The sequence below is a fragment of the Acinetobacter sp. 129952 genome, assembly GCF_056642055.1.
In genome coordinates, this window is the sequence record NZ_JBWVSU010000011.1 from 39,149 (window position 1) to 63,786 (window position 24,638).

Consider the following 24,638-nt stretch of genomic DNA (forward strand, 5'->3'; position numbering starts at 1 on the left):
TCCACAAAATTAAAATATAAAAAGCCCCATGCAATTTGGGGCTTTTTAATAGCAGAGCATTTATCTTCTAAAAGATTATCCCCACCACAAGGCAATTAAGCCACTGGTCACGATAAAACCGGCAATGGTACTCATCAACAATGGTGTTAAAGTTCGATCATTCAGACCATACGCCTGTCCCAACATGCCAAAAATCGTCGGCATCGGCAAAGCTGCAATGAGCGTACCGGCATGGACCATTTCCTGACTTAAATCAGTTAACTGGCTCAGTCCCAGATACATCAATACCGGCATCATGATATTGCTGGAAAATACCAGATAGAAACTTTGCAGATTGACATATTTCAGACTCATTCCCACGATCCCGCCGCCAATGGCAAACAGGGCCAATGGTGAGGCTGTCTGACCAATCAAGGCGAAGACCTGATCGAGATAGACTGGAATTTTAATCTGGAAAACCGCACAGGCCATGCCGAGCATCACCCCCATAAATAAGGGATTCTTTAGCAAGGTCAGTAGCACACTTTTCAAAATAGCGCCGAGATTTGCCTGATGTTGTGTGCCCAGCGCCGCCATGACCAGCACCAGCGGAATCAGCAACACGCTTTCGATGATCACCACCAGAGAGGTATAGGTCATCGCCTGTTGCCCAATCAATAAGCTGAGCACAGCCGTACCAATCAGGCCGGTATTCGACATTGCAGCGCCCAGCGACAGCACTGCACTTTGCGAATGCGTATTTTTAAAATGACGGCGCATGATCCAGAAACCGCTACCATAGAGCAGTAAGGTCACGCTGCTATACACGGCAAAGTATTCAAAATACCAGATTTCATGCAGGTCTTTGGAGGCAAGGGACTGAAAGAACAGCAAGGGCAAGGCTACTTTAATCACAAAAGCACCGACCGTCCCCACCTGTTCTTTGTTTAACACTTGACTCTTTACAGTCAGATAACCCAGTGCCAACAATAAAAATATGGGCACAATGACCGCAAAAATCATAATGCAGTATCCTCTTGCCAGTGATATTCCATTATAAGAATTTCTGAGACTAAAGCAGTGTTAAAAAGGCTCAAACAGGTGATTCAAACCATGCGGTGCACAGCGCAGATATTGCGGTGAAATTTTGATTTTTTCCTCAAGTGCTGCCGCTGCATGCCAAGGCCAATGGGGATCATAAAGAATGGCACGAGCCAGTGCGATGGCATCCGCTTGGCCCTTTTGTAAAATATCTTCTGCCTGCTTAGGTTCAGTAATCAAACCGACGGCAATCACGGGAATATTCACGACTTTCTTGATCGCATCTGCAAAAGGCACCTGATAATTCGGTTTCACCTCAATGTTCTGTTTGGCATGTAAGCCGGCACTGGAAATATGAATATAGGCAGCACCCGCAGCTTCCAGTGCTTTGGACAACTCAATTGAAGAATCAATAGTCCAGCTATCTGGCTGATCCATCCAGTCGCTGGCTGAAATACGCACTCCAATTGGATAACCTTCTGGAACCGCCGCTTTCATGGCTTGTAATACTTCCAGAGTCAGGCGAATCCGGTTTTCCAGTGAACCGCCATACTGATCATCACGTTTATTTGAAAGTGGTGACATGAACTGATGCAGTAAATAACCATGCGCTGCATGCAGCTCAATCAGGTCAAAACCGGCATCAACTGCACGTTTGGCACTTTCTGCAAAGTCAGCAATGACCTGCTCAATTTCCGACTGGCTTAAGGCTTTGGGTGGATGTTCATCGGCCTGAAAAGGAATATCACTGGCAGAAACAGTTTGCCAGCCATGTGCTTCATCCGGCTTAAACTGACCTTTACCTGCCCATGGTTTATCTGTTGAAGCTTTACGCCCTGCATGTGCGAGTTGAATCGCAAAAGGCATCGGGGAAATGGATTTGACTTTTTCCAGTAAGGTCTTGATCTGCTTTGCCTGTTCGTTATTCCACAAGCCCAGATCGGCATAACTGATCCGGCCTTCTGGCTGTACCGCAGTCGCTTCGATAATACATAAACCTGCACCCGATAAGGCATAGTTGGCCCATTGCTGCTCGTGCCAATAGGTAATTTCCCCCTGCTCTGTTGCAGAGTACTGACACATCGGCGCAATTACGATTTTATTTTGAAGTTGCAGTGATCCAAATTGAATAGGTTGAAATAGTAATGCCACGCTGTATTTCCTCTTTTTATTGCACAGTTTCACTCTAGAAATAAAAACAGGCTCCCAAGAGCCTGTTTAGTTATAACGTGAACGATCAAACTTTAGAAGATGATTCGTGTAGTCAAACCGAGTACCAGTGCATCATCCACATTGTTGCTTGAACCTGGATTAATGACATATTGCAGGTTTGGACGCAGCATTAGCCACTTTGTTGCGTTATAGCTATAGTTCAGTTCAATATTGTATTCTGCACTCGCATCAAAATTCAGATTCTTGATCCGGTCATTAATATGTACACGATTGACCGCCAGACCTAAAATATCATTCGGCTGGCTGTCCGCAAGACCGATATATTTCACACCGATTTGTTGTGAATTATCCACTTTATTGGTATCGCGGTCATGCCAAGTAAAGTTGGCAAATGAATGCAAACCCTGACGGCCCTGACCTGTAGACGTTAACTGTTGCTCTACAGCTAACCAACCAGCAAAGGTACGGTTTTTGGCATCAGTAGGATTGGCAATATCTTTTTGGTTGGCAACATCATCGGCAGTATTGTACATCCCGCCGACACGGTAGCTGCCTGGCAGGCCATTCACCCATGATTTCGGTGTCCAGATTACTTCTGCCGGAATTGTCACGCCATCTGCATGGTCGGTATCCAGACTCCAGCCCTGACCTTCTTTAGCGCCATTACCATTATCCGGATTAAACTCATACACACCGACTTGTACCGCAAGTTCAGGATTGAGTTGCTGCTTCACGCGCGCACCCCATTGTGCTACAGGCGTATTCATCCAGATATTGCCCTGCCATTTACCCATCTGAGCAGCACAAAATGCCGTACTGGCAAAATCACAAGCCATGACATTAAAGTCCATACCCAGACCAAGACGACCCGCCTTAATACTGAGCCCCTGGTCTTTATAATTCTTTTCAATAGACAGCTCACTCAGACGGCTATCCTGATTACCACGTCCAAAAGTGCCTTGTACATTGGCCAGTTGCGGTGCGCTAGGATCCTGCAAGTCACGAACAGAGGTACTTTGACCCTGACGTGCAGTCATCGCGGCACGTACAGTGACACCATTCCATCCCGCCAGCTTTTCCATATCCAGTTGAGTACCTAGCCATAATTGGGCAGAAGTTAATGGATCTGCGCCGTCATTACGACCACCATCAGCAAGATAAGCAGTATCGGTTAATAGATTGGCTTCAAATGTAATTCCCTGTTGGGCCAGTTCTGTACGTTGACCATTCCAGTCCCCCAGTAAATACTGACCTTGTGGATCAAATGCAGATTCCGCCTGAGCGGTTGTCATGGCAGCCATTAAAGGCAATAGAGCTAGACCTAAATATTTCATGTAAAACCTAAACATTCGGAGAGAAAAATAAGCAAGGTTTTTAAATTGCTATTAGGTGCATGAATTTACATAACTTTTCATATAAATTCTCAGCATTTTTTTTATTACTCATTAAACTTTTAGTTATGCCTTAAACATAAAAATATAATTTTTATTTTAACAATTTCAAATTATTTATATATTTTTCATTAACTTATAATTTATTGATATTTTCTATTCGATTTACTCCCAAGAAAATTTGTTATAAAAAAATAGAAACCTAGTTTATTCTTTAAACAATTACAGCTTAAATAAATATGAAATACCCAGTCATTTTCCAGCGATTTCGCCCAGATTAACGCTTGCAATCCCGGCCAATTCACCCAATATTAGCTGCATCTCCCTCGCCACTGATGTGTTATGCCTGAATTACCAGAAGTTGAAACCACCAAAACCAGTTTATTGCCTTTATTGGAGCAACGCGTAAAACGTGTTGAAGTGCGTCAGTCAAGTTTGCGCTGGCCTATTCCGGAGAATATAGAAAAGCTGGTGGGGCAAAAATTACTGAATCTCACTCGCCGTTCTAAATATATTTTGGCAGAGTTTGAGCATGACGCCATGCTCTGGCATTTGGGCATGTCGGGGAGTTTTCGTCTATGCGATGGCAATGAAGAGTTGCGCAAACATGACCATCTGATCATTCAGTTTGAAGATATCGAACTGCGTTATCATGACCCTCGCCGTTTTGGCTGCATTCTTTGGCTGGATGCACAATCACAAAGCAAATTGATTGACACGTTGGGGCCAGAACCTTTAAGCGAGAACTTTAATGCGGAGTATTTATTTGAAAAATTGAAGAATAAAAATGTTGGCACCAAAGTTGCAATTATGGATAACCATGTGGTGGTGGGCGTAGGCAATATTTATGCGACCGAAAGTCTGTTTAATCTGGGGATTCATCCAGCACAACCGGCCTCGATGTTAAGCTTGGTGCAGATTGAAAAGCTAGTGCTGGAAATCAAGCGTATCTTGAAACAGGCAATTGATCTGGGTGGTTCAACCTTAAGAGACTACACCAATGCCATGGGCGAAAATGGCTATTTTCAGCAAACCCTGCTGGCTTATGGCCGTGCCGGTGAAATGTGTGTGAACTGCGAGACCACACTTGAAAATATTAAATTGGGACAACGGGCTTCAGTTTTTTGTCCTGAGTGCCAACCTTTGAAAAAGATCCAGCTCCCTGTCAAAAAAGTGGCAACTGTACGAGGGAAAAAGTCATGAAAACAGCCATTGTGCGTCATATTCTGGTCAAAGATAGAGAAACTGCTGAACAGCTTAAAAAGAAGATTTTAAGTGGCGCCGACTTCAATAAAATCGCCAAACAGTATTCAACCTGTAATTCTGCCAAACGTGGCGGTGAGCTAGGTGAAGTAAAGAAAGGTCAACTGGTTCCGGTCATTGATAAACTGGTTTTCACTGCAGCAGAACGTGTATTACATGGCCCGATCAAAAGCCAGTTTGGTTTTCATTTGGTCGAAATCAAGTTTCGGATGGATTTTTAATATTTATAAATCCCTCCCTACCTCCCTTTGTTAAAGGGAGAAGTTCCCCTTTTATAAAGGGGATTTAGGGGGATTAGAAAAATTAGACTTGAGGTGGACGCTTTTTCAATTCATCACGAATTTCACGCAGCAATTCAATATCGGCTGGGGTAGTCGGAGTTTCCTCGACTGGGCCTTCTTGTTTACGTAAACGGTTCATGAACTTCACCAATAAAAATACGACCCAAGCCAAGATTAAGAAATTAATTAAAATCGTTAAAAAGTTACCGTAAGTCAGTACATTCACACCCGCCTTAGTCAAAGCATCCAGAGATTGTAAATTGTCTGGGTTTCTTCCCAAGATAAAGAATTTTTGCGTAAAATCGACGCCACCACCGGTGATCACGGTAATTAGAGGCATAATGATGTCTTTCACCAATGAATCGATGATCTTGCTAAAAGCACCACCGATAATGACACCAATCGCCAGATCCATCATGTTGCCTTTGATCGCAAACTCTTTAAATTCTTGAATAATGCTCATAACTGCTCCCATATGTTATTTTCAAGTTTTGGGTCAAATTATACCTGAATAAATACTTTTAATTTTGACTTAGTTTAATGCGTTTTAGTAAATTATGATTTAAGCATAACGTAAATATAAAAAAACCGTAATCTTCGAAAAGATTACGGTTTTTGAAAACCCGAAATAATCTAGCGATTATTTACCTGAACGGTTACGTTTACGTTCGTTTTCAGTCAAGAAACGCTTACGGATACGGATTGACTTAGGTGTTACTTCTACTAGTTCATCATCTTCAATAAACTCAAGCGCTTGCTCAAGCGTATATTCAATCGCAGGAACCAGCGTTAACGCATCGTCAGTACCAGAAGCACGTACGTTCGTTAACTGTTTTGCTTTAGTTGGGTTAACTGTCATGTCGTCTGAACGAGAGTTAATACCGATGATCATACCTTCATAAACTTCTAACTGTGGTTTCGCGAATAGACGACCACGGTCCTGAAGTGTGAACAGTGCATAGCCCAAGCAAGTACCTTGAACCATAGAAATCAGTACACCGTTTTGACGTTTTGCAACAGTACCTTGCTTCATTGGACCGTAGTGCGAGAAGCTAGACGTCATGATCCCTGTACCAGAAGTCATGGTCAGGAATTCAGAACGGAAACCAATCAGACCGCGTGAAGGAACAGTTGCCTCAATACGGATACGGCCTTTACCGTCAACTTCCATATTGGTCATTTCGCCTTTACGGTGACCCATTTGTTCCATTACAGCGCCTTGGTGCTGTTCTTCAACGTCAAAAGTAACGTTTTCGTATGGCTCTTGTTTTTCACCATCAATTTCTTTGATGATTACTTGCGGACGCGATACGCCCATTTCGAAGCCTTCACGACGCATGTTTTCAATAAGAACTGAAAGGTGAAGTTCACCACGACCAGATACTTTGAAACGGTCTGGGCTGTCAGTATCTTCAACACGTAATGCTACGTTGTGAATCAATTCGCGGTCTAGACGTTCACGGATATTACGTGAAGTTACGAACTTACCTTCTTTACCAGCAAACGGTGAGTTGTTTACCTGGAATGTCATCGATACTGTAGGTTCATCTACAGATAATGGAGGTAAAGCTTCAACATTTTTCGGATCACAGATGGTGTCAGAAATATTGAGTGCATCGATACCCGTTACACAAACGATATCGCCTGCAGAAGCTTCTTCAACGTCAACGCGATCTAGACCATGATAACCCATGATTTTTAAGATACGGCCGTTACGTGTTTTGCCATCTTTATCGATTACAGTTACTTGTGTGTTTAATTTCACTGAACCGCGCTGGATACGACCAATACCGATAACGCCTACGAAGCTGTTATAGTCAAGTGAAGATACTTGCATTTGGAATGGGCCATCAACATCAACTGCTGGTGGTTCAACGATGTCTACGATCGTTTGGAACAACGGAGTCATGTCTTCAGCAAGTTCTTCCGGAGAAGGACCAGCAACACCACGAAGGCCTGAAGCATAAACAACTGGGAAGTCTAACTGTTCGTCAGAAGCACCTAAGTTATCGAACAAATCAAATACTTGGTCAATTACCCAGTCTGGACGCGCGCTTGGCTTGTCGACTTTGTTAATAATCACGATTGGTTTCAAACCACGTGCGAACGCTTTTTGCGTTACGAAACGAGTTTGTGGCATTGGGCCTTCTTGTGAGTCTACAAGAAGAAGTACGCAGTCAACCATCGACATTACACGTTCAACTTCACCACCGAAATCGGCGTGTCCCGGGGTGTCCACGATGTTAATGCGGTATTCAGTATTGGTACGTTCATCTAACCATTTGATTGCAGTGTTTTTTGCAAGAATGGTAATACCACGTTCGCTTTCAATAGCGCCAGAATCCATGACACGCTCGATCTCACCCGCGCGATCACCGAGAGCACCTGATTGTTGCAAAAGTTTGTCTACAAGAGTGGTTTTACCATGATCGACGTGCGCAATAATGGCGATGTTACGGAGAGTTTTAATATCTGACATGTAAATTCAATGCGTATGTAATTTGAGGGCAAATTATACAGAAAAATACAAAACTTTTATAGTCACTGTAACCACACTCCTCAACTTTTTTTGCTCCGTTGGGGATTTTTTGATTTTGTAAAGACGTGTAACTCGATTAGAATAGCGCCACCCAGCCTTAATTTGCATTGACACATGTCTGATTTTAATCAATCTCCTCCTTCTAAAGATCAACTCGACCTGGTATATGGTCTGGAAGATCGACCAAAACCACTGATTGCTTTTTTAGCTGCATTCCAGCACTTACTGGCAATTATTGTCCCGATTGTGACCCCTGGCCTGCTGATTTGTTTGGCGCTTGGTGTTTCCAAAGAAGACACCAACATGATTTTATCCATGTCCTTGGTGATCTCGGGCATCGCGACTTTTTTACAGTCTAAAAAAGTCGGACCTTTTGGTGCCGGTCTGCTGATTGTCCAAGGAACCAGCTTTAACTTCATCGGTCCAATTATTGGTATTGGTTCAGCTATGGTGGCTGCAGGCACACCTGTAGAAGCAGTCATGGCTTCTATTTTTGGTGTGGTGATTGCAGGTGCATTTATTGAAATGGGCGTGTCACAAATTCTGCCTTGGATCAAAAAACTGATTACCCCTTTGGTCACCGGTATTGTGGTTCTGCTGATTGGTTTGACCTTAATTAAAGAAGGTTTAATCAGCATGGGCGGTGGTTATCAGGCCATGAGCGATAAAACTTTTGCCAATGCCGACAACCTGATCATGTCTTGTACCGTCCTGGCGTTGATCATTATCCTGAACCGTATCCGGATTACCTGGGTAAAAAGTTCTGCCATTTTAATCGCCCTGATCTGTGGTTATGTTCTGGCAGGCTTTATGGGCCATCTGGATTTCTCTGGTCTGAAAGATGCACCACTGGTACAGATTCCAACCCCAATGCATTTCGGTTTAAGCTTCTCCTGGAGTCTGTTTATTCCGATGGCATTCATTTATCTGGTGACTTCTTTAGAAGCGATTGGTGATATCACTGCGACTTCAAAGCTTTCCAACCAGCCAGTTGATGGTCCAAAATGGATGCAGCGCATTAAAGGCGGTGTACTGGTGAATGGCGCGAATTCATTCCTTGCCGGTATTTTTAACACCTTCCCAAGTTCAGTATTTGCACAGAACAATGGTGTAATTCAGTTGACGGGTGTAGCGAGTCGTTATGTCGGCATCTGGATTGCTGCTTTGCTGGTTATTCTTGGTTTGTTGCCTGCAGTTGCTGGTATTATTCAGGCCGTTCCGCAAGCGGTACTGGGTGGTGCAGTGATGGTGATGTTTGGTGCAGTCGCAGCCTCTGGTATTAACATTCTGTCTGGTGTCCATCTGGACCGTCGTGCCCTGCTGATTATTGCGATTTCATTAGCACTGGGTTTAGGTGTTGCACAAGTTCCACAAATTCTTGAACATCTTCCTGAGTTATTCCGTAATATCTTTAGCTCAGGCGTTGCTACTGGTGGTATCGCTGCCCTTATTCTGAATGTAGTACTTCCTGAAACAAAGAAGTAATTTCATGTCCAAAGAACACTGTCTAGGTCAGACTTAGGCAGTGTTCTTTATATTGGAGAGATACCTATGGATCCTAAAAGCGAAGTTTTATTAAGACAATATGATTTTTTGTCGGGTCGCATCCTACTGATTAATGCACCGACAGATGATCTACTCGCTGAATTCGATGCCTCTATCAATCCCGCTGTCTGGACATGGAATTTTAACGATTTTCAATATTTCCAGTCACAACAAGCAGATGTGCATTTTGGTGCAGAGATGCCTGAAGCTGAGTTTGATCAGGCAGTTATTTTTGTACCCAAGTCTAAAGAACTGTTGAATTATTTATTGCATAATGTGGCAGCACAGCTTAAACCGGGCAGCAGTATTTTCCTGGTCGGTGAAAAGAAAGGCGGGATAGAACGCGCAGCCAAACAGTTGCAGCCTTTTGGTAAAACACTCAAACTTGACAGCGCGCGTCATTGCCAGCTTTGGCAATTGGTTCTAGAACATACGGTCGAGAAAAAAGCACTTGCAGACTGGGCACAGCGTTATACCGTATCGACACCAAATGGCGACCTGAATATTTGTGCACTTCCAGGCGTCTTTAGTCAAAACCGTTTGGATGTAGGAACTGCCACCCTATTACCTTATTTGTCACAAGTTACTTCAGGTAAGATTGCCGACTTTGGTTGTGGCGCAGGTGTAATTAGTGCGTATCTGGCAAAGTTGAATCCGAAAAACCGGATTTTTGCCATGGATGTCGATGCCTTTGCACTGGCTTCTACGCAAATGACCTTTGCAGAAAACCAGCTTACTCCTGAACAGATTGAAATCAAAGCGGTTACAGGCATTGAAGATGCACCCTTGTTCTTGCATGCCATCGTCAGTAATCCGCCTTTTCATATGGGAATCGAGACCGATTACACGGCAAGCGAAACCTTATGTAAAATCTCGCGCCGTCATTTAAAATCGGGCGGTGAGCTTTGGATCGTGGCCAACCGTTTCTTGAACTACCCGACCCTGATTGAACAAAACTTTGGTCGCTGTACAGTCAAAGCGGATCAACAAGGCTTTAAAGTGCTCTTCGCCAGCACTCAAAAAAATGTTAAGGAATCATGATGAGCGAAACGCAAAACACGATGCAGCTGCAGCGTAAGCTGGGTGCTCGTCATCTGAATATGATCGCCATTGGGGGATCAATTGGTACAGGTCTATTCCTGGCCTCAGGGGCGACCATTGCCAACGCTGGACCAGGCGGTGCACTACTTGCATATGTACTGATTGGTATCATGATTTATTTCTTGATGACCAGTCTAGGCGAGCTTGCCACACACAACCCGACCTCAGGTGCATTTTTCACTTACGGCACCAAATATGTCGAAGGTGGTTTTGGTTTCGCTCTGGGCTGGAACTACTGGTACAACTGGGCCATTACCGTGGCTTTTGAGCTGGTTGCCGTTCAGTTCATTATGAAATTCTGGTTTCCAGATATTCCGGGCGTGTACTGGAGCGCCATTTTCCTTGCCATTATTTTCGGGATTAATGCCCTGACAGTAAAAGGCTTTGGCGAATCTGAATTTTTCTTTTCTCTGGTTAAAGTTCTCGCGATCATTGCCTTTATCATCATCGGGATCTGGATGATCGTGAAGATCATGCTGACTCCAGGTGCGGAAGCATTTGCCAACTGGAGCATTGGTGATGCACCCTTTGTCGGTGGTTTCCAGGCATTAATTGGCGTGGCGATGATTGCCGGATTCTCCTTCCAGGGTACCGAAATGGTCGGTGTGGCGGCAGGTGAATCGAAAAATCCAAAGAAAACTATTCCGGTGGCCATCAAACAAATTTTCTGGCGTATCCTTCTATTTTATATCGTGTGTATTTTCATTATCGGTACCTTGATTGCCTATAATGACCCACGTTTATTACAAGCCGCTGCAACAGATAATATTGCGCTTTCGCCATTCACCTTATTGTATGAAAAAGCCGGTTTTGCATTTGCCGCCAGTATCATGAATGCAGTGATCCTGACAGCCATTCTATCTGCGGGTAACTCCGGCATGTATTCGTCTACTCGTATGCTGTTTGATATGGCACGTAAAGGCAGTGCACCTAAAATGTTTGCGCGTCTGGACCCGCGCGGTGTGCCAATGAATGCACTCTATGCCACGACCGCAATCGCAGCTCTGTGCTTCCTAACTACTTTCTTTGGTGAACAGGAAGTCTTTAACTGGCTGCTAAACATGTCAGGGATGTGTGGCTTTATTGTCTGGCTCGGTATTGCCATTTCCCATTACCGTTTCCGTAAAGGGTATCTGGCTCAAGGTTATAAACTGGAAGATCTGGCTTATCGCGCTAAATTCTTTCCTTTCGCCCCTTGGTTTGCATTTATTCTGTGTGCGATTGTCGTTCTGGGTCAGAACTATCAGGATGTTTTGGCCGGTCAATGGATGGGTGTGTTATCGACCTATATCAGTATTCCGCTATTCCTGGCCATTTGGTTCGGCTACAAATGGAAGAAAAAAACCAAACTGGTATCTTATCAGGAAATGGATGTACAGCCGATGAAACTTGATCAGGAATAAAAAATTATTCATTAAAAAAATCAGCTTACGGGCTGATTTTTTTATTTCTTGAATTAACTATGACGCATCACGAAATTGCGATCATCAATCACAATCGCTTGCTGACAGATTCCGTCTACCCGACGTTGCTGCTCAAACACATGCGCCGGCATTGCCTCAAAGCTATCAAAGAAACTTATTTCCTGCTCATCGATAGAATAAATTAACGAGTGATTTCCTACCCCCTCTAAAGTGTCATAGAACACAATCACAAAACGTTCAGCTTCTATATTTTCCTGAATTTCTACATAAGACAATGGCTGTTCTATAACAGGAATATTTAAGCGATGTGCTTGCTGATAGAAATCGACTTCAATTGGCTGTTTATCTGCATCATGTTCAGTATAAAAATCGACATCCAAACCCAGTGTTTTTAAGGCAACCGCAAGTGCGATGCTAGAGCTTCCCATTTCAAGATCATGCTGACAGAGCTGAGTTAAGTCAGAAATATTCAAATCAATGCCATAATGATGAAAAATCATCCATATTGCAAAAATTCCGCCATTGGCTTCCAGATTTTGCAAGTCTTCAGGAATTTCAACACTCATATTTTTACTCAACGACATCTTAACAGGCTAAGTGTAGTCAAAATGCAGACATAAAAAAAGCGACTCCAGAGAGTCGCCTTTTTTAATCAGTATTCAATAACGAATTATTGAACTGGTTGTTCAGCTAAAACAGTACGGCTACCAGTAATCGTCGCGAATACACGACGGTTCATAGCACGACCTTCTTTAGTGTTGTTGTCAGCAATCGGTTGATCCCAAGCGAAACCTTGAGTAGACAAACGAGATGCATCTACGTTGTATTCGTTCACAAGTGAAGATTTAACAGAGTTAGCACGAGCTAGAGATAAACGTTCGTTTAATGCACGTGGACCAGTGTTGTCTGTGTGACCTTCGATGCGAGCAGTAGCATTTGGATATTCAACTAACTTCTCAGCAACTTTTGCGATTTCTGGTTTGTATTGATCTTTGATATTTGATTTGTTGGTATCAAAGAACACACGAAGTTCCATGTTCAGGTCTTCAGTCAACTCTTGTGGAGCTGGAGCAACCGGAGTTACAGGCTCAACTGGAGCAACTTCTACAACAGGAGCAGCTGGTTTCAAACGGCCACCTAGAACTACGTTAAGACCAGCAAGTGCTGTATAGTTCCAGAATTTTTCGTCAAAATGGTAAGTACCACGAGCTTCTGTACGTAGCGCCAATGCATCGTTGATATGCCAGAATGCACCGATACCTGCGTTACCTAGAGTACCTTCTTCTTCAAGACCACGACCAACGCGACCTAATTGAGCTTCAGTAGCACCATCAAATTCATATTTGTAGTGACCCGCACCTAGAAGCATGTATGGCTTCACTTTGCTGTCATAATTGCCAGTAAAAACATCAGAAGTTGCATAGAAGTTACCTGCAATGTTTTGACCTTTGTATTCAGCACCAGCTAGCTCAGCCATATCGCCTTTAACCTGGCTATATTCAGCCTCAAAACCTAACCATGGCGTTAATTCAACACCAATAGCAGCACCTACAAATAAATCATCTTCCATTTGACCAGAAGTTGTTAACTCACCATCGTCACCGCCATTGTTGTGCTGAGTGTCTTGGAAGGTATAACCTAACATCAACGGAGTAACAGTTACGCCTGCATTGGCAGCAGCAAAAGGTGCAGCTACAAGCATAGCTAAAGCAATACGACTCATTTTCATGGATTTATCCTCCAGAGATAACAATTGTTGTTCAAGCTCAAGCCCGTAATAGGCCATCCTGAGATAGGCTTTTTATTACCCCAGTATTATTTTTAAGCTATTCACATGGCATCATACAAACACTTTATTATTTTTCCAAGTGCTTGATTAATCTAATCAAGTAAATTATTGACAAAATTACTTACAATTTCCGTTGTAATTCAGTAATTTTTTACTCAATTTTTTATTCTGAATGACCTATTGTGATTGCCAATTATTTTTAACAGCTTTCTTGAAACTTAAGTAAGCACTGATTTACACGCTCAATAAAGCATAAAAAACGTATAATTAATAACATCTTTATTATAAAAATAATATATAAATCAGGTAACTCTATGTATAAAAAAATAACAAGAGCATTCACTATTGTTGAGTTAATTATCTGTATTGCAATGATTGCAATTCTCGTCAGTATCGCCCTACCGTACTTCCATGACTATCGATCCAAACAGGAAGCCAAAAATATTCCGATCAAATTATCTCAAATTAATCGCTATGCACGTAGCCAGGCTGCAGTGTTTCATCAAAATATTGTGATCTGCCCGAGCCAAGATTCTCTCAGTTGCCAAGCCAATCAATGGAATAAGAACATGCTGGTTTTTATCGATAAAAATAAAAACAGGCAAGTGGATGTAGACGAACAAATTTTACATATTGATGCACTGAACCTCAAATACGGTAACTTAAGTTGGCGAGGAGCTTTAAGTTTATCGAGTGTCACTTATCAAGCGCACACTGCCTTGCCGATTGGTTCAAATGGTAGTTTTTATTATTGTTCTACCCATCTTTCTAACCAACAGCGTATTGTACTCAGCAAAATGGGGCATATCCGGATCGAAAGTCTCTCGTCTTGCTAACAGAACTATCCAGTTTATGCTTCTCTGCGTTTAACGCTTCAATCCTGAGTTTTTTTCAATATACTGCTTAAGTCTGAAAAATTGATTAAAACTCATACGGAGAGAGAACAATGACTGACATCGTAATTGTCAATGGTGCACGTACAGCCATGGGTGGCTTCCAGGGGAGTCTTGCCAGTGTAACTGCGCCAGAACTCGGTGCGGTCACCATTAAAGAAGCAATTGCCCGTGCGGGTCTGCAACCAGCAGATATTGAAGAAGTCATTATGGGCTGTGTCCTTCCGGCAGGCTTAAAGCAAGGCCCTGCACGTCAAGCGATGCGTCAAGCTGGTCTTCCAGATTCTACTGGTGCTGTGACCATTAATAAATTATGTGGTTCAGGCATGAAAGCCGTCATGCAGGCTGCTGACATGATTAAAGCAGGTTCTGCTGAAATCGTGGTTGCCGGTGGTATGGAATCCATGACCAATGCACCTTATGTATTGCCAAAAGCGCGTGGCGGTTTCCGTATGGGTCACGGTGAAATCAAGGACCATATGTTTCTGGATGGCTTGGAAGATGCTGAAACAGGTCGTTTGATGGGTTCATTTGCCCAAGATATGGCAAATACCAAAGGCTATACCCGCGAGCAGATGGATGATTTTGCGATTCGCTCATTAAAGCGTGCGCAAACTGCGGTCAATGAAGGCTACTTTGCTGATGAAATCGTGCCTGTAACAGTTAAAAACCGTAAAGGCGATGTGGTTGTTGATAAAGATGAGCAACCATTTAATGCCAACATCGATAAAATTCCAACTTTACGTCCAGCGTTTGCTAAAGACGGTACGATTACGGCGGCTAATGCCAGCTCGATTTCAGATGGTGCATCAGCTTTAGTAATTACCTCGGCTGACAATGCAGCAGCAAAAGGTTTAAATCCTTTAGCCAAAATTGTGGCCTATGCATCGAATTCTCAACATCCATCTGAATTTACCATTGCTCCAGTCGGTGCAATCCAGAAAGTACTGGATAAAACCGGATGGACCGCTTCTGATGTCGACCTTTGGGAAATCAATGAAGCCTTTGCCATGGTCACCATGTGCCCAATGGATGAGTTCAAGCTAGATCCTGAAAAAGTCAACATCAATGGTGGTGCATGCGCACTCGGCCATCCTGTGGGTTCAACCGGTTCGCGTATTATCCTGACTTTGATTCATGCACTAAAACGTACCGGTGGAAAAAAAGGGATTGCAGCCCTGTGTATTGGTGGTGGTGAAGCAACTGCTGTAGCGATTGAATTACTCTAACCTCTTTCCTCACCCCCATCCCTCTCCCATAAGGAGAGGGAGTTAAAAACCCTCCTGATCTGGAGGATTTTTTTCGCTTACATTTTGATAAAGCTTGCTCGCGCAAAATACCACAAAGTGGCGTAGATTAAAGCAAGCAAAATAAAAAGGGAGTTCTCCCATGCAACTGAATCATTACCTCAATTTCCAAGGTCAGGCTGAAGCAGCCTTTAACTTTTATAAATCAGTTTTTGGAGGCGAATTTTCAAGTCTGAGTCGTTATGGTGAAATGCCAACTGAAGAAGGTGTCACACTGTCGGAAGTGGATAAAAATAAAATCTTGCATATCTCACTTTCCATTAACGAATTTACAGAACTGATGGCATCCGATACGAATGATCAATTTTGCGCGCAAACCAATACCGTGTTTACGCAAGGTAATAACCACTATATTTCCATTAACTTAGACGCTAGCGAACAAGCTGAAGCACAACGACTCTTTGATGCTTTATCGGTGAATGGTCAAATTGAGATGCCGCTAGAAAGAACCTTTTGGGGCGCACTTTATGCCGCCTTTAGCGATCAGTTTGGAATCCACTGGATGATCAACTGTCAACTTGAAGAAAATTAAAGGTTTTTATCAAGACATAAAAAAGCCGGAATCAATCCGGCTTTTTGACAGTAACTTAATTTAAATTATGCACCTGTTTGATAATGTGCCTGTGCAACCGCAGTCGATGCCTGATACGGATTTCTGAAATCATTCAAACCAGCAGCAGCTTCCTGAATATCCTTACCTTCTTTAATCACGAAAGTGTCGAAACCAGAACGCTTCATGTAATTCAGTACATCTTTGAATACATCTCCAGTAGCACGCAATTCGCCCTGGAAACCCTGACGGCGAAGAAGTGCTGCAAATGAATAACCACGGCCATCATTAAAACCGGCAAACTCAATAAAGATTGCATCGAGCTGATCGAGCGGAAAATCATTGGTTTCAGGCGAAGCATCTACAGTTAAGTACAATGCTTTTTTGCCTGTCACATTGGTAATTTGATCTAACTGTTCAACAGTTAATACCACATCACCCTGAGGCAAAACACCATCTTCACCCATCAATTGATAGGTATTGTCTGCAATCGTGCCATCTTTAGAGAGTACTTGAAGTGCGGTATTAAGCATATGCACGCTCCTTAAATGGTTGAATGCCGACACGGCGATAAGTATCGATAAACTCTTCACCTTCCTGACGCAGGTCAAGATAAGTATTCAAAATTTCTTCTACGATATCTGGTACGACCTCGGCTGCAAATGATGGGCCAAGAATGTCACCAATCGACGCATCATGATCCGCATTTCCACCAAGCGTAATCTGGTAGAACTCAGCGCCTTTTTTGTCTACACCTAAAATACCGATGTTACCAACGTGGTGGTGACCACAGGCATTCATACAGCCTGAAATATTCAGATCCAGTTTACCTAGGTTATAAATCGTATCCAGATCATCAAAACGGCGTGAAATTGCTTCAGAAATCGGAATCGATTTCGCATTCGCCAATGAACAGAAATCACCGCCCGGGCAGCAAATGATGTCGGTCAAGAAACCGATATGCGCACGTGCCAGGTTGTTTTGGTCAAGGGTTTGCCATACAGCGAACAAGTCTTTTTGTGGTACATCGACCAGGGAAATGTTTTGTTCATGCGTGGTACGCAGCTCACCGAAAGTGTACTGATCGGCAAGGTCTGCAATCAGGTTCATTTCTTCGGTGCTGACATCACCCGGTGCAATTCCGGCACGTTTCAGTGAAATCGTCACAATACGATAACCTTTCACTTTATGTGCATTGGTATTGATATTGAACCACTGTTTGAATTTCGGATATTGTGCAAACAGTTCAGTGAAATCTTCATCTGCATAATCTTGATAATCGAATGGCGTGAAGTTCTCATCCATTTTCGCCAAGGTGTCTGCATCGATTTTCAGTGTTTTAATCGTATGCTCAAATTCAGCTTCAACTTTCTCGGCAAATACTGCTGGTGTTAAGGCTTTTACCAGAATCTTGATACGCGCTTTATATTTGTTGTCGCGACGGCCATGCAAGTTATACACACGAAGTACTGCTTCCAAATAAGCAATCAGGTCTTCACGTGGCAAGAACTCACGAATAAAGCTACCAATCACTGGCGTACGGCCGAGGCCACCACCGACTTTGATTTTATAGCCCATTTCGCCTGCTTCATTACGCACGATATACACACCGATATCGTGGAATGCAGTGGCTGCACGGTCAGTTTCTTCAAGCGCAGAGACTGCAATCTTGAATTTACGTGGCAAGAAGGCAAATTCCGGATGGAAGGTTGACCATTGACGGATCAACTCACAGGTCGGACGTGGATCGGCAATTTCACCTGCAACCACACCGGCATACTGGTCAGTGGTGGTATTACGGATACAGTTACCTGATGTTTGGATCGCATGCATTTGCACAGTGGCCAGTTCAGCCAGCATATCCGGCACATTTTCCAGCGCAGGCCAGTTAAACTGGATGTTTTGACGGGTCGAAATATGCGCGTAGCCACGGTCATATTCTTTTGCCAAATCAGCCACTTTACGAAGTTGTTTTGAGTTCATCAAACCATAAGGCACGGCAATACGTAACATTGGCGCATAACGCTGTACGTACAGACCATTTTGCAGACGAAGCGGACGATACTCATCTTCAGTGAGTTTACCGGCTAAATAACGTTCCGTTTGGTCACGGAACTGTGCAACACGTTCATTAATCAGTTGCTGATCGAAATCAGTATATAAATACATGGCGTACAGCTAGTAGTTTCTATTATATCGCCGGCAAGGATAGCGAGATTGAACCTATCAATAAAATGCTTTTTATACATATTTCATAGCGGTTTTATTGATAAGCCTGACAAAGTTTCACGGATCTCGGTATTTACAGCACTGGATTAAATTTAAAGTAATAATGATGAAAATCTTCAATTATTATTACTTATTTTCATATAGGAAAAATTTCCTCTCATTTCATTAATAATCTAATTAACACGTTAAGAATATTACCAATTTTGACTTTCTCCCAATTGCTGTCCTACAAACTCATAGCGTATCGTAGAACGTGAAAATTTAATCGGACAAGCCAATTGTGCTTCGGTCTGCTGACTGCTGGATTTGAGTGGCACCTGTACTATCCATCCCCGCTGCTGAGCCAGATCAGAATGTAACGCTTCCTCAAGTCTGAGCACCGGTTCGACACAGACATCCAGCGCGGCAAACAGCATTTGCCATTCAGCTAATGACTTGGTCTTGATTTTATTCTGAATCGCCTGCTTCACCACAGCATGATCTTCAGCGGCATAAGAGGCGCCTTTTTCCAGAAGAATCGGCAGCTCTAAAGCCTGTGCCAGCCCCTGCATAAATTGTGGTTCCAGACTACCAATTGACAAATAACGCCCATCCTGAGTTTCATAATAGTCGTAAAAAGTCCCGCCATTCAGATATCCGGCTTCCGGTCGCTGATGCTGATTGCCGGCCAGACTGGCAGAAGCCGCCAGATTGCTCATCGTCACCACACAATCGGTCATGGAAATATCAATATATTGCCCTTTGCCACTTTGTTGGCGTTCAATCACCGCAGCCAGAATCGCAATCACAGCATGCATGGAACCACCCGCAACATCGGCAACCTGAATTCCCAAGGCAGGTGGACCATTTTCAATCCGGCCACTGTGTCCGGCAATTCCGGATAAAGCCAGATAATTAATGTCGTGCCCTGCCTTATCTTTATATGTGCCAGTTTGGCCATAACCGGTAATGGAACAGTAAATCAATTTTGGATTAATTTCGGTTAAGGTTTGATAATCTAAGCCTAGACGTTGCATCACCCCAGGACGGAATTGCTCAATCACAATGTCATAATCTGCAATCTTGGATTTGACCAGTTCGATATTTGCAGGATCTTTCAAATCCAGTGCAACCGATTGCTTGTTTCGATTCAGATAACTCTGTGAAGTGGCCTGTCCATTGGCAAAGGGTGGCATTAATCGCAACAGGTCCGGTCGGGTCGGTGATTCAATATGCACAACTTCTGCACCTAAATCAGCAAGATATAATGTGGCAAACGGGCCGGGTAAAAGTGTAGAAAAATCTAGGATTTTCAATCCTTTTAATACATATGACATTGGAGTATTTGCTCTACTTATATTGCTTTTTTCAGCATCTTAGGCACATAAATGCATAAAAACAATGTCATGTTCAGCCATTTACCTTGATAGTTTCGGCAATCTAATATGTAAGAAAATGGCAAAGGTATTCTTGTAAATTGCCATTGCTTTATTATTTTTCGTCATTTAGGTCAATTATTAGTGAACATTAAAGAGACTGAAGGATTAAACATGAGTCGTGATACGATCAGTATCCACTTCGTCAATGCAGCCTTATCTGGCGTTAAGCGTCTGGGCATGGATGTCGATACTTTATTGTCTCACGTCGGGATTGAAGCAGAATTGCTGCATCAGCCCAAAGCGCGTATTTCGCCTGAACAATATACCCGCTTTATTAAAATGTTGTGGATGGTGACCCAGGACGAGCATGTCGGCTTTGACAAACAGCAACGCCGTCTGGGTACGTTTGCGATCATGTGCCAGCTGATCATTCATGCCAAAACTCTGGGTGATGCACTGGAACTGTCTTCCCAGTTCTACAAACTCTTTGGTGATGACTGGTCGGTGAGCCTGGAACGCGACAAACACGAAGCACGTCTGGTTCCGCTGATTCCAAATGCGATGGATCCGGATCATTTCATTACTGAAAGCATGCTGATGATCTGGCATGGCTTGGCGTCTTGGCTCATTGAGCGTCGCCTGCCACTGGAACGCGTGCATTTTAGCTACCCTCGTCCAGACCATGCCGATGAATATGATGCCTTATTCTTTGCCCCGGTAATGCAGTTCGATATGCCACGCACCGAGATCACTTTTGCTGCGGATTATCTGGATTTGCCAATTCGCCAGAATGAAGAAACTCTGGAAGAATTTTTGAAAGCAGCGCCGGCCCAACTGCTGGTGAAATTCAAAAATACCAACTCACTGACTTCACGTATTCGTGATGTGCTGAAGAGCCAGATTGGCGAAGAAATGCCAACATTAAACGATGTCGCGTCGATGCTTTATCTATCACCGCAAACCTTGCGCCGCCGTCTGGCAGCCGAAGGCAAAAGCTATCAAGGCGTAAAAGATGCCTTGCGCCGTGATGCAGCAATTCACCTGTTACTTAATCCGGATCTGACCCTTGAAGATGTCGCACAACAGGTCGGTTTCAGTGAAACCAGTACTTTCCACCGTGCCTTCAAGAAATGGACCGGTGTAACCCCGGGTCTGTATCGTCAGTTGCATGGCTATCATTAATCAAGTGGTGCCGCAAAAGAGCATTTAATAATAAAACCAGTTCTCTCCGCCTAAGCCTTAGCTTAGGCTTTTTTATAGCTAAAATTGGCTAAATCGCTCAAATGATCTGACCCGTTCTCGTCATTGCACTTCAAAAATTAAGTATTACACTCGAGTCATTAGAATAATTTTCATCAAATCAATAAAAGGGACATGCTATGAGCGAGGCATATATTATTGACGCCATTCGTACGCCACGCGGAAAAGGCAAAAAAGATGGATCTTTACATCAGGTAAAACCCATTTCATTACTGACTGGCTTACTCAACGAACTTCAGGCACGTCATCAGTTTGACACCTCAAAAGTGGATGATATCGTGCTCGGTTGTGTCACCCCAATTGGTGATCAGGGTTCCGATATTGCCAAAATAGCTGCCATCGCTGCCGGCTGGGACAATGATGTAGCAGGTGTGCAGATTAACCGTTTTTGTGCTTCCGGCCTGGAAGCTGTCAATCTGGCCGCACAAAAAGTCCGTTCGGGCTGGGAAGATCTGGTTGTTGCAGGTGGAGTCGAATCCATGTCCCGCGTACCGATGGGTTCCGACGGTGGGCCTTGGGCACTGGATCCTGAGACCAATATGGCCTGTGACTTTATTCCGCAAGGTATTGGTGCAGATTTGATTGCCACGATTGACGGTTACAGCCGTGCAGATGTAGATCAATTTGCCGAACAATCACAAAAGAAAGCAGCTGCCGCTCAAGCTAATGGTTATTTCAACCCCTCTGTTATCCCGGTAAAAGACAAAGCTGGTGTAGTAATTCTGGACAAAGACGAATTTATCAAACCGACCACGACCGCAGAAGGCCTGGGCAAACTTAATCCAAGTTTCGCCACTATGGGACAAATGGGCTTTGATGCGATTGCCCTGCAAAAATACCCTGAAGTCGGTGCTGTCAATCATGTGCATCATGCCGGGAATTCTTCAGGCATTGTCGATGGCGCGGCTGTGGTTTTGATCGCATCGGAACAAGCAGTAAAAGAACAAGGTCTGAAGCCACGTGCCAAAGTACTGGCGACGGCACTGGTCGGTGCAGATCCAACCATTATGCTGACCGGCCCTGCCCCGGCTGCTCGTAAGGCCTTGGCGAAAGCCGGTTTAACAATTGATGATATTGACCTGTTTGAAGTCAATGAAGCCTTTGCTGCCGTGGTGATGCGCTTTATCAATGAAATGAAGGTTGATCCTACCAAGGTGAATGTCAACGGCGGTGCAATTGCCATGGGACATCCACTCGGTGCGACTGGAGCCATGATTTTAGGCACTTTGCTGGATGAGCTGGAACGCCAGGGGAAAAAACGTGGATTAGCCACACTTTGCGTGGGTGGCGGTATGGGCATCGCAACCATTATTGAACTGGTATAAGGAGAAAAATAATGAGCGCAATTCAATATCAAAAAAATGAAGATAATATTGTTATTTTAACGTTTGATTCTCCAAACCAGTCTGCAAATACCATGAATGCCGACTTTCGCACGGCACTGGATGAAGTCGTTGCCCAGTTACAAGCAGATGAAGATATTGCCGGGATTATTTTCCGTTCAGCGAAAAAAACTTTCTTTGCTGGCGGCGATCTGGATGAACTGATTCAAGCCACTCCTGAACATGCAACTGAATTCTTCAATATGATTGAAGAGATGAAAGCCAAACTACGCTATATCGAAACTCGCGGTATTCCTGTCGTTGCTGCACTGAATGGTACGGCGCTCGGCGGTGGCTGGGAAATTGCCCTGTGTGCCCATCATCGTATTGCCCTGAATGACCCTAAAAGCAAATTTGGCCTGCCTGAAGTCACACTGGGTTTATTACCAGGTGGCGGTGGTATCGTCCGTAGCATCCGCCTGCTCGGTCTGCAAAATGCCCTTCCTTTATTAATGGAAGGCAAACAGTTTGGAGTCGATAAAGCTAAATCTTTAGGGCTGATTCATGAGGTCGCAGACAGTACCGATGAACTGTTGAAAAAGGCCATTGCCTGGATCAAAGCCAATCCAAAATCTCAGCAGCCATTCGATGTAAAAGGCTATAAAATTCCGGGTGGTAGCCCTTCGACACCAGCAGTTGCCCAGATGCTGGCAATTGCTCCGGCGATGCTACGCGATAAAACCAAAGGCTGCTACCCTGCACCTGAAGCGATCATGTCGGCTGCGGTAGAAGGTGCACAGGTCGATGTCGATACAGCCCTGACCATTGAATCGCGTTACTTTACTTATCTGGCGACCGGTCAAATTTCTAAAAATATGATTGGCACCTTCTGGCATGGTCTGAATGCAATCAAATCCGGTGCCAGTCGCCCTCAAGGTCTTGAAAGGTGGAAAGCCACTAAAGTCGGTATTTTAGGTGCGGGCATGATGGGTGCTGGGATCGCCTATGCCACTGCCAGCAAAGGCATTCCAGTGGTGCTAAAAGACATTTCAATCGAAGCGGCTGAAAAAGGCAAAGCCTATAGCCAGAAACTGCTGGATAAAAAAGTCGCTCAAGGGCGTTTATCAGCCGAGAAACGAGATCAGTTTTTAAGCCTGATTCAAACAACCGCATCTAATGCAGATCTAGCGAGTTGCGACCTGATCATTGAAGCGGTATTTGAAAATCCCGCGCTCAAGGCTCAAGTCACGCAAGAGGCAGAGCAATATCTTGTCAGCAACGGCGTAATGGCTTCGAATACCTCGACCCTGCCGATTACAGAGTTAGCCCAAGCTTCAAAAAATGATCAGAACTTTATCGGCCTGCATTTCTTCAGTCCGGTCGATAAAATGCAGCTAGTGGAAATTATCAAAGGTAAAAATACCTCGCCAGAAACGCTGGCCAAAGCTTTCGATTTCGTGCAGCAAATTGGCAAATTACCGATTGTGGTGAATGACAGCCGTGGCTTCTTTACCAGCCGCGTGTTTGGCACCTTTGTACAGGAAGGCTTGCGTCTGCTGGCAGAAGGCGTACATCCGGCACGAATTGAAATGGCAGCTCTCAAAGCCGGTATGCCGGTAGGCCCGTTGGCGATTCAGGATGAAGTGTCCTTGACCCTGTCTGAACATGTGGCCAATGAAAGATACAAAGCTTTAGAAGCAGAAGGTCAGATCATCACTAAATCACCCGCTGATGACGTGATTCACAGTATGATTCACGAATTTAACCGTAAAGGTAAGGCTGTAGGCGCAGGTTTTTATGATTATCCGGCCGATGCCAAAAAACAGCTCTGGTCTGGTCTCAGCCACTGGAAAAAAGACAACGATATTTCTGAACAGGAAATGATTGACCGCTTCCTGTTTGTACAGGCACTAGATACCGTGCGCTGTCTGGAAGAAGGTGTTTTGGAATCTGTGGTCGATGCCAATGTCGGTTCCATTTTTGGTATTGGCTTTGCCGCTTGGACAGGTGGTGCAGTACAATTCTTGAATCAGTATGGTTTAGCCAAAGCCGTGACCCGTGCCAAAGTACTTGAAAATAAATATGGCGAACGCTTCAAAGCCCCACAACTCCTCAAAGATCGCGCAGCACACGCCCAGCCGATTCAATAACTTGAGCACTTAAATAAAAGAGGAACGTGTTTCCTCTTTTTTA

The 24,638-nt window shown here is 44.0% G+C and carries 21 protein-coding genes; 11 read left to right on the forward strand and 10 right to left on the reverse strand.

The genetic code is table 11. The annotated features are described in order from the left end of the window. Nucleotides 1-75: 75 nt before the first annotated feature. The 3 genes from AC1IR0_RS12440 to AC1IR0_RS12450 form a co-directional block, all read right to left on the reverse strand. Complete coding sequence (locus AC1IR0_RS12440; RefSeq protein WP_409666049.1) at nt 76-1,002, reverse strand: AEC family transporter; 927 nt, start codon at nt 1,000-1,002, stop codon at nt 76-78. Between the two features lie 60 nt (nt 1,003-1,062). Continuing rightward, complete coding sequence (locus AC1IR0_RS12445; protein WP_409666051.1) at nt 1,063-2,172, reverse strand: NADH:flavin oxidoreductase/NADH oxidase; 1,110 nt, start codon at nt 2,170-2,172, stop codon at nt 1,063-1,065. 92 nt (nt 2,173-2,264) lie between these two features. Next, nucleotides 2,265-3,527: a carbohydrate porin gene (locus AC1IR0_RS12450; protein ID WP_409666053.1), complete on the reverse strand. Its 1,263-nt coding sequence runs from the start codon at nt 3,525-3,527 to the stop codon at nt 2,265-2,267. A 399-nt stretch (nt 3,528-3,926) separates the two neighbouring features. Here AC1IR0_RS12450 and mutM point away from each other — a divergent pair, with 399 nt between their 5' ends. Then, nucleotides 3,927-4,787 carry a bifunctional DNA-formamidopyrimidine glycosylase/DNA-(apurinic or apyrimidinic site) lyase gene (gene mutM, locus AC1IR0_RS12455; RefSeq protein ID WP_409666055.1) on the forward strand — a complete coding sequence of 287 codons (861 nt, stop codon included), beginning with the start codon at nt 3,927-3,929 and terminating at the stop codon, nt 4,785-4,787. Beyond that, nucleotides 4,784-5,068 (forward strand): peptidylprolyl isomerase, encoded by a 285-nt coding sequence (locus AC1IR0_RS12460; RefSeq protein WP_005266020.1) that lies wholly within the window; start codon nt 4,784-4,786, stop codon nt 5,066-5,068. The genes mutM and AC1IR0_RS12460 overlap by 4 nt, the downstream gene beginning before the upstream one ends. Nucleotides 5,069-5,150: 82 nt before the next feature. Here the strand turns inward: AC1IR0_RS12460 and mscL are convergent, their stop codons facing one another. Together mscL and typA are read right to left on the reverse strand one after the other, a co-directional pair. Next, a complete protein-coding gene (gene mscL, locus AC1IR0_RS12465) occupies nt 5,151-5,591 on the reverse strand; it encodes a large conductance mechanosensitive channel protein MscL (protein ID WP_004281717.1) in 441 nt (146 codons plus the stop codon). Nucleotides 5,592-5,768: 177 nt separating this feature from the next. After that, nucleotides 5,769-7,607 (reverse strand): translational GTPase TypA, encoded by a 1,839-nt coding sequence (typA, locus tag AC1IR0_RS12470; RefSeq protein WP_004281716.1) that lies wholly within the window; start codon nt 7,605-7,607, stop codon nt 5,769-5,771. A gap of 174 nt (nt 7,608-7,781) precedes the next feature. Between typA and AC1IR0_RS12475 the strand changes: the two genes are divergently transcribed. The 3 genes from AC1IR0_RS12475 (at nt 7,782) to AC1IR0_RS12485 (ending at nt 11,716) form a co-directional block, all read left to right on the forward strand. After that, nucleotides 7,782-9,152, forward strand: a complete 1,371-nt coding sequence (locus AC1IR0_RS12475) for a uracil-xanthine permease family protein (RefSeq protein WP_004281715.1) — start codon at nt 7,782-7,784, stop codon at nt 9,150-9,152. A gap of 66 nt (nt 9,153-9,218) precedes the next feature. Then, on the forward strand, nt 9,219-10,253 hold the full coding sequence (locus AC1IR0_RS12480; RefSeq protein WP_409666058.1) for a methyltransferase: 1,035 nt from the start codon (nt 9,219-9,221) through the stop codon (nt 10,251-10,253). Next, nucleotides 10,253-11,716, forward strand: coding sequence for an amino acid permease (locus AC1IR0_RS12485; protein ID WP_004281713.1), 1,464 nt, complete (start codon nt 10,253-10,255; stop codon nt 11,714-11,716). Before AC1IR0_RS12480 ends, AC1IR0_RS12485 begins: the two co-directional genes overlap by 1 nt. Before the next feature lie 53 nt (nt 11,717-11,769). Here AC1IR0_RS12485 and AC1IR0_RS12490 read toward each other — a convergent pair whose 3' ends face one another. After that, complete coding sequence (locus tag AC1IR0_RS12490; RefSeq protein ID WP_310077090.1) at nt 11,770-12,303, reverse strand: cysteine peptidase family C39 domain-containing protein; 534 nt, start codon at nt 12,301-12,303, stop codon at nt 11,770-11,772. Between the two features lie 104 nt (nt 12,304-12,407). After that, nucleotides 12,408-13,466, reverse strand: a complete 1,059-nt coding sequence (gene omp38, locus AC1IR0_RS12495; RefSeq protein WP_479741434.1) for an outer membrane protein Omp38 — start codon at nt 13,464-13,466, stop codon at nt 12,408-12,410. Between the two features lie 374 nt (nt 13,467-13,840). Between omp38 and AC1IR0_RS12500 the strand changes: the two genes are divergently transcribed. The 3 genes from AC1IR0_RS12500 to AC1IR0_RS12510 all read left to right on the forward strand — a co-directional run bounded on the left by AC1IR0_RS12500 (nt 13,841) and on the right by AC1IR0_RS12510 (nt 16,258). Further along, nucleotides 13,841-14,362 (forward strand): GspH/FimT family pseudopilin, encoded by a 522-nt coding sequence (locus AC1IR0_RS12500; protein WP_004281710.1) that lies wholly within the window; start codon nt 13,841-13,843, stop codon nt 14,360-14,362. A gap of 110 nt (nt 14,363-14,472) precedes the next feature. Beyond that, complete coding sequence (locus AC1IR0_RS12505) at nt 14,473-15,648, forward strand: thiolase family protein (RefSeq protein WP_004281709.1); 1,176 nt, start codon at nt 14,473-14,475, stop codon at nt 15,646-15,648. Between the two features lie 160 nt (nt 15,649-15,808). Next, entirely contained in the window at nt 15,809-16,258 is a 450-nt protein-coding gene (locus AC1IR0_RS12510) for a VOC family protein (protein WP_409666207.1), read from the forward strand. A gap of 65 nt (nt 16,259-16,323) precedes the next feature. On the opposite strand, the gene AC1IR0_RS12515 is transcribed toward AC1IR0_RS12510, so the two are convergent. The 3 genes from AC1IR0_RS12515 to AC1IR0_RS12525 all read right to left on the reverse strand — a co-directional run bounded on the left by AC1IR0_RS12515 (nt 16,324) and on the right by AC1IR0_RS12525 (nt 19,821). Further along, nucleotides 16,324-16,809, reverse strand: a complete 486-nt coding sequence (locus AC1IR0_RS12515; RefSeq protein WP_005106136.1) for a DUF934 domain-containing protein — start codon at nt 16,807-16,809, stop codon at nt 16,324-16,326. Next, the gene (locus tag AC1IR0_RS12520; protein ID WP_005266030.1) at nt 16,802-18,445 is read right to left on the reverse strand and encodes a nitrite/sulfite reductase; all 1,644 of its coding nucleotides are present in this window, start codon (nt 18,443-18,445) and stop codon (nt 16,802-16,804) included. Before AC1IR0_RS12520 ends, AC1IR0_RS12515 begins: the two co-directional genes overlap by 8 nt. Before the next feature lie 254 nt (nt 18,446-18,699). After that, on the reverse strand, nt 18,700-19,821 hold the full coding sequence (locus AC1IR0_RS12525) for a CaiB/BaiF CoA transferase family protein (protein WP_409666210.1): 1,122 nt from the start codon (nt 19,819-19,821) through the stop codon (nt 18,700-18,702). A 213-nt stretch (nt 19,822-20,034) separates the two neighbouring features. Here AC1IR0_RS12525 and AC1IR0_RS12530 point away from each other — a divergent pair, with 213 nt between their 5' ends. From AC1IR0_RS12530 to AC1IR0_RS12540, 3 genes are all read left to right on the forward strand, one after another. Continuing rightward, nucleotides 20,035-21,045 (forward strand): AraC family transcriptional regulator, encoded by a 1,011-nt coding sequence (locus AC1IR0_RS12530; RefSeq protein WP_409666212.1) that lies wholly within the window; start codon nt 20,035-20,037, stop codon nt 21,043-21,045. 197 nt (nt 21,046-21,242) lie between these two features. Further along, nucleotides 21,243-22,448 (forward strand): acetyl-CoA C-acetyltransferase, encoded by a 1,206-nt coding sequence (locus AC1IR0_RS12535; RefSeq protein ID WP_409666214.1) that lies wholly within the window; start codon nt 21,243-21,245, stop codon nt 22,446-22,448. An 11-nt stretch (nt 22,449-22,459) separates the two neighbouring features. Next, entirely contained in the window at nt 22,460-24,595 is a 2,136-nt protein-coding gene (locus AC1IR0_RS12540; RefSeq protein WP_409666216.1) for a 3-hydroxyacyl-CoA dehydrogenase NAD-binding domain-containing protein, read from the forward strand. Nucleotides 24,596-24,638 lie beyond the last annotated feature (43 nt).

Excerpts from the sequence above, each read along its gene's own strand:
- AC1IR0_RS12440 (WP_409666049.1), bottom strand. The coding sequence starts at position 1,002 with ATGATTTTTGCGGTCATTGTGCCCATATTTTTATTGTTGGCACTGGGT.
- AC1IR0_RS12450 (WP_409666053.1), bottom strand. The coding sequence starts at position 3,527 with ATGAAATATTTAGGTCTAGCTCTATTGCCTTTAATGGCTGCCATGACA.
- mutM (WP_409666055.1), top strand. The coding sequence starts at position 3,927 with ATGCCTGAATTACCAGAAGTTGAAACCACCAAAACCAGTTTATTGCCT.
- AC1IR0_RS12460 (WP_005266020.1), top strand. The coding sequence starts at position 4,784 with ATGAAAACAGCCATTGTGCGTCATATTCTGGTCAAAGATAGAGAAACT.
- mscL (WP_004281717.1), bottom strand. The coding sequence starts at position 5,591 with ATGAGCATTATTCAAGAATTTAAAGAGTTTGCGATCAAAGGCAACATG.
- typA (WP_004281716.1), bottom strand. The coding sequence starts at position 7,607 with ATGTCAGATATTAAAACTCTCCGTAACATCGCCATTATTGCGCACGTC.
- AC1IR0_RS12475 (WP_004281715.1), top strand. The coding sequence starts at position 7,782 with ATGTCTGATTTTAATCAATCTCCTCCTTCTAAAGATCAACTCGACCTG.
- AC1IR0_RS12480 (WP_409666058.1), top strand. The coding sequence starts at position 9,219 with ATGGATCCTAAAAGCGAAGTTTTATTAAGACAATATGATTTTTTGTCG.
- AC1IR0_RS12485 (WP_004281713.1), top strand. The coding sequence starts at position 10,253 with ATGAGCGAAACGCAAAACACGATGCAGCTGCAGCGTAAGCTGGGTGCT.
- AC1IR0_RS12490 (WP_310077090.1), bottom strand. The coding sequence starts at position 12,303 with ATGAGTGTTGAAATTCCTGAAGACTTGCAAAATCTGGAAGCCAATGGC.
- omp38 (WP_479741434.1), bottom strand. The coding sequence starts at position 13,466 with ATGAAAATGAGTCGTATTGCTTTAGCTATGCTTGTAGCTGCACCTTTT.
- AC1IR0_RS12500 (WP_004281710.1), top strand. The coding sequence starts at position 13,841 with ATGTATAAAAAAATAACAAGAGCATTCACTATTGTTGAGTTAATTATC.
- AC1IR0_RS12505 (WP_004281709.1), top strand. The coding sequence starts at position 14,473 with ATGACTGACATCGTAATTGTCAATGGTGCACGTACAGCCATGGGTGGC.
- AC1IR0_RS12510 (WP_409666207.1), top strand. The coding sequence starts at position 15,809 with ATGCAACTGAATCATTACCTCAATTTCCAAGGTCAGGCTGAAGCAGCC.
- AC1IR0_RS12515 (WP_005106136.1), bottom strand. The coding sequence starts at position 16,809 with ATGCTTAATACCGCACTTCAAGTACTCTCTAAAGATGGCACGATTGCA.
- AC1IR0_RS12520 (WP_005266030.1), bottom strand. The coding sequence starts at position 18,445 with ATGTATTTATATACTGATTTCGATCAGCAACTGATTAATGAACGTGTT.
- AC1IR0_RS12525 (WP_409666210.1), bottom strand. The coding sequence starts at position 19,821 with ATGTCATATGTATTAAAAGGATTGAAAATCCTAGATTTTTCTACACTT.
- AC1IR0_RS12530 (WP_409666212.1), top strand. The coding sequence starts at position 20,035 with ATGAGTCGTGATACGATCAGTATCCACTTCGTCAATGCAGCCTTATCT.
- AC1IR0_RS12535 (WP_409666214.1), top strand. The coding sequence starts at position 21,243 with ATGAGCGAGGCATATATTATTGACGCCATTCGTACGCCACGCGGAAAA.
- AC1IR0_RS12540 (WP_409666216.1), top strand. The coding sequence starts at position 22,460 with ATGAGCGCAATTCAATATCAAAAAAATGAAGATAATATTGTTATTTTA.